Genomic DNA, 3,563 nt, shown 5'->3' with positions numbered 1-3,563 from the left:
GGCGCCACCGCAGATGAACAGGATGTCCTTGGTGTTGATCTGGATGTATTCCTGCTGCGGGTGCTTGCGGCCACCCTGCGGCGGCACGCTGGCCACGGTGCCCTCGAGAATCTTGAGCAGCGCCTGCTGCACGCCTTCGCCCGACACGTCGCGCGTAATGCTCGGATTCTCCGACTTGCGCGCGATCTTGTCGATTTCGTCGATGTACACGATGCCGCGCTCGCACTCGGCGACGTTGAAGTCACCAGCCTGCAGCAGGCGGACCAGAATGTTCTCGACGTCTTCGCCCACGTAGCCCGCTTCGGTGAGCGTGGTGGCGTCGGCGATGGTGAACGGCACGTCGAGGATACGGGCCAGCGTCTGCGCGAGCAGTGTCTTGCCCGTGCCGGTGGGGCCGATGAGCAGGATGTTGGACTTGTCGAGTTCGACGTCGTCCTCGCGCGCCGTGCCGGCGGCGTTGATGCGCTTGTAGTGGTTGTACACCGCCACCGACAGCGCCTTCTTGGCCTGCTCCTGCCCGATCACATACTGGTCGAGGATGTTCTTGATCTCACGCGGGGTGGGCACCTGCGTGATGGATTCCGCGACCTCGCGTTCCTCGTCCTCCGCCAGGATTTCATTGCAGAGGGCGATGCACTCGTTGCAGATGTAGACCGACGGGCCCGAAATGAACTTCCGGACGGCGTCCTTGGACTTTCCGCAAAAAGAGCAGCGCAGATGCTTGTCGTGGGACATAACGATCCGGTACGGTGGGCTGCCGGGGACCTGATCCCCGTACGGCATTGGTTCGGGAGGCGGAGACACGCCTCCCATCAGGTAGAGTTAACCCCGCACGCGGCGCAGGGTCAAGCGAAACCGCTGTCTTGGAAGTGTCGGCACCCTCCCGCAAAAACCCCAGCCGCAGCAACTTGCGGAGGTACCATCCATCGCCCAATCGGTTCCAGCCAGCGGGAACGGCCCCGGACGCGACCGGTTGAGCTCGCTGTACCCCTCCCAGTTACCCCGCTCCTCGTCACAGGTACCACACCCCCCATGTGGCCCTTCGAAGGTTTCCTGTTCGTCCACATCGCCTGCGGCGCGGTGGGACTGGTGCTGTTCTGGATCCCCACCCTCGGGAAGAAGGGAAGCCAGACGCACCGGTCGGTGGGACATTGGTACGCCAGACTCATGCTCGTCACGGCCAGCATGGCCTTCTGCATGAGCATCACCACGCTGCTCGATCCCCTCACGACCCACCCCAAGCAGGTGGCGCTCTCGTGGCCGCAATGGCGCATCGAGGGGATCTTCGGCTGGATGATGATGTACCTCGCCATCCTCACCATTCAGCTGGTGTGGCATGGGGTGGTGACGATCCGCAACAAGAAGCAGCATCTGGCCAACCGGCACTGGGCCAATGTGGGGCTCAATGTGCTCACCATCGCGGCAGCGCTACTCTGCGCCTACCGCGGGTGGCTCATCAGCGAAACGCTCATGATGGGCTTCTCCATCGTCGGTGTGGCCTCGGGGCTCACCAACCTCTGGTTCATTTACCGCGACAGCCCCAGCCGTATTTCATACCAGCTGGAGCATGTGAAGGCGATCGTGGGGTCGGGCATTTCGGTGTACACGGCCTTCATGGCGTTCGGGTTCGTGCGCCTCAATCCCGGGCAGGCCCTCAACCCCCGCATGTGGGCCATCCCGCTCGCGGTCGGCCTGGTGATCATCATCTACCACCAGGCGCGCATCCGCATTGCCTTCATGCGGCGCAACAGCGCGGCCGCTCAGGGGCGTCAGGCGGCCGGAGCGGAGGCGTGACCGCGCCCCGCACGTCGGCCCTCTGGCGTCCGCCGGCTCCCACCCCCCGCGCGCCTGTCCCGTCGCTCCTCCGCCTCATGTGGCGGCGCGAGAAGGACCTGCTGAGCCTGCTCCCCGATCTTGCCTATCGCGAGATGATCACGCCGCTCGGTTACACCCGGCGTGGCATCCTGCTGGTGAATGATCCCACGTGGGTGAATCGCATCCTCACCGATCACGACACCTTCCCCAAGAACGATCTGTTCGTGGAAGCGCTCGAGGATCTCGTGGGAAACTCCATGTTCGTCACCAGCGGTGACACCTGGCGTCGCCAGCGGAAGATGGTGGATCCGGCGTTCTCGCACATGCGCATCAACCGCGCGTTCGAGTTCATGGCGGCGGCGGTCGATGACTACGAGACGCGGCTGGCGACCGAGGCGTCCACGCAGGAGACGTTCTCGCTCGATGCGGCGATGAGCCATCTCACGGCCGACGTGATCACGCGCACCATCTTTTCGGTGCCACTCGAAGGGCAGACGTCACACGATGTGTTCGAAGACTTCATGCGCTTCGAGCGACAGGTGGGCAGTATCGACATCAAGCGCCTGTTGTGGGACAAGCCCTGGTCGCCGCATCAGCAGCCGGAGCCGGTACGTCAGGCGTGCGCGCGTATCCGCATGCACTTGGGTGCCATGCTCGACGCGCGGCTGCAGCACCCCGAGTACGACGACATTGCTGGCGCCATTCTCGAGGCGCGCGACGCCGACACGGGGCAGCCGTTCGACCGCGAAGGACTCATCGACCAACTCGGGGTGTTCTTCCTCGCCGGGCACGAAACCACGGCCAGTTCGCTCACGTGGGCGTTCTACGTGCTGTCGCAGCGCCCCGAGTTCGCCGAGCGCATTCGCGCGGAGGTGGCCGAGGTGGTTGGTGACGGGCCGGTGCTGCTCGAGCACACCAAGCGGCTGCCGTTCGTGCGCAATTTCTTCCGCGAAGTGCTGCGGCTCTATCCGCCCATCACCTTCCTGCCGCGGGTGGCGGGCAAGGACACTGTGATCGGCGACCGGAAGGTCCCGCGCGGCACGATGCTGATGATCGCGCCGTGGAGCATGCACCGGCACGTGAAGCTGTGGGAGCAGCCCGACCGTTTCGACCCCGATCGCTTCCTGCCGGAGAACGAGTCGCGGCACGTGCCGGGCTCGTACCTGCCGTTCGGGAGTGGCCCGCGCATCTGCGTGGGGGCGGCATTCGCGACCATCGAGACGGCGCTCATCATTGCGCGACTCGTGCGGCGCTTCGATTTCGAGGCGTTGCAACCGGAAACGGTGCGACCGTATGCGCGGCTCACGACGCGGCCGGCGACGGAGATCATGATGCGGGTGCGGGCGCGCTGAGGGTTGGAGTTGTGGGGAAACGCGTGAGCACGGAGCTCACCGAGGCGGGTGAGGGCATGGAGCACCGCAACGGCACTTGAACGACAAGGAAGTAAAAAGAGGAAGGGCCTTGGTCAGGCGCTTCCTCTTTTGCTTCGGCCGTGCTCCGTGCCTCTCACCACCCTCGGCGAGCTCCGTGTGGACGCGTGTCTCTCACCTCTCATCCGGAGCCCGCCGCGAGTGCCTCACTTGGCGGCGACGAACGCCGGGTGGGGAAACGCGTGAGCACGGAGCTCACCGAGACGGGTGAGGGCACGGAGAACCGCGACAACGCATAAACAAAAAGAGGAAGAGCCTTCAAGCGGCTCCTCCTCTTTTGTTTTTGTACTTCTCCGTGCCTCTCACCACCCTCGGTGA

General features: G+C 64.5%; 4 protein-coding genes. 3 read left to right on the top strand and 1 reads right to left on the bottom strand.

Annotated features, from left to right (window positions below; all coding sequences use genetic code 11):
* A partial coding sequence (gene clpX, locus ACIQ6O_RS14560; RefSeq protein ID WP_396208505.1) for an ATP-dependent Clp protease ATP-binding subunit ClpX occupies positions 1-735 on the bottom strand: 735 nt, incomplete at its 3' end.
* Between the two features lie 297 nt (positions 736-1,032).
* On the opposite strand from clpX, the gene ACIQ6O_RS14555 reads away from it, so the two are divergent.
* From ACIQ6O_RS14555 to ACIQ6O_RS14545, 3 genes are all read left to right on the top strand, one after another.
* The gene (locus ACIQ6O_RS14555) at positions 1,033-1,794 is read left to right on the top strand and encodes a hypothetical protein (RefSeq protein ID WP_396208504.1); all 762 of its coding nucleotides are present in this window, start codon (positions 1,033-1,035) and stop codon (positions 1,792-1,794) included.
* Entirely contained in the window at positions 1,791-3,167 is a 1,377-nt protein-coding gene (locus ACIQ6O_RS14550; protein WP_396208503.1) for a cytochrome P450, read from the top strand. Before ACIQ6O_RS14555 ends, ACIQ6O_RS14550 begins: the two co-directional genes overlap by 4 nt.
* Before the next feature lie 185 nt (positions 3,168-3,352).
* Positions 3,353-3,484: a hypothetical protein gene (locus ACIQ6O_RS14545; protein WP_396208502.1), complete on the top strand. Its 132-nt coding sequence runs from the start codon at positions 3,353-3,355 to the stop codon at positions 3,482-3,484.
* The last annotated feature ends 79 nt before the right edge of the window (positions 3,485-3,563 follow it).

The sequence above is a fragment of the Gemmatimonas sp. genome (assembly GCF_044345575.1).
Classification (GTDB): domain Bacteria; phylum Gemmatimonadota; class Gemmatimonadetes; order Gemmatimonadales; family Gemmatimonadaceae; genus Gemmatimonas.
The sequence above is the reverse complement of the archived record's forward strand: the minus strand, read 5'-3'. Positions and strand labels throughout refer to the sequence as shown.

Bases quoted from the DNA above. Each gene is read 5' to 3' on its own strand.
- ACIQ6O_RS14555 (WP_396208504.1), top strand. From the start codon at position 1,033: ATGTGGCCCTTCGAAGGTTTCCTGTTCGTCCACATCGCCTGCGGCGCG.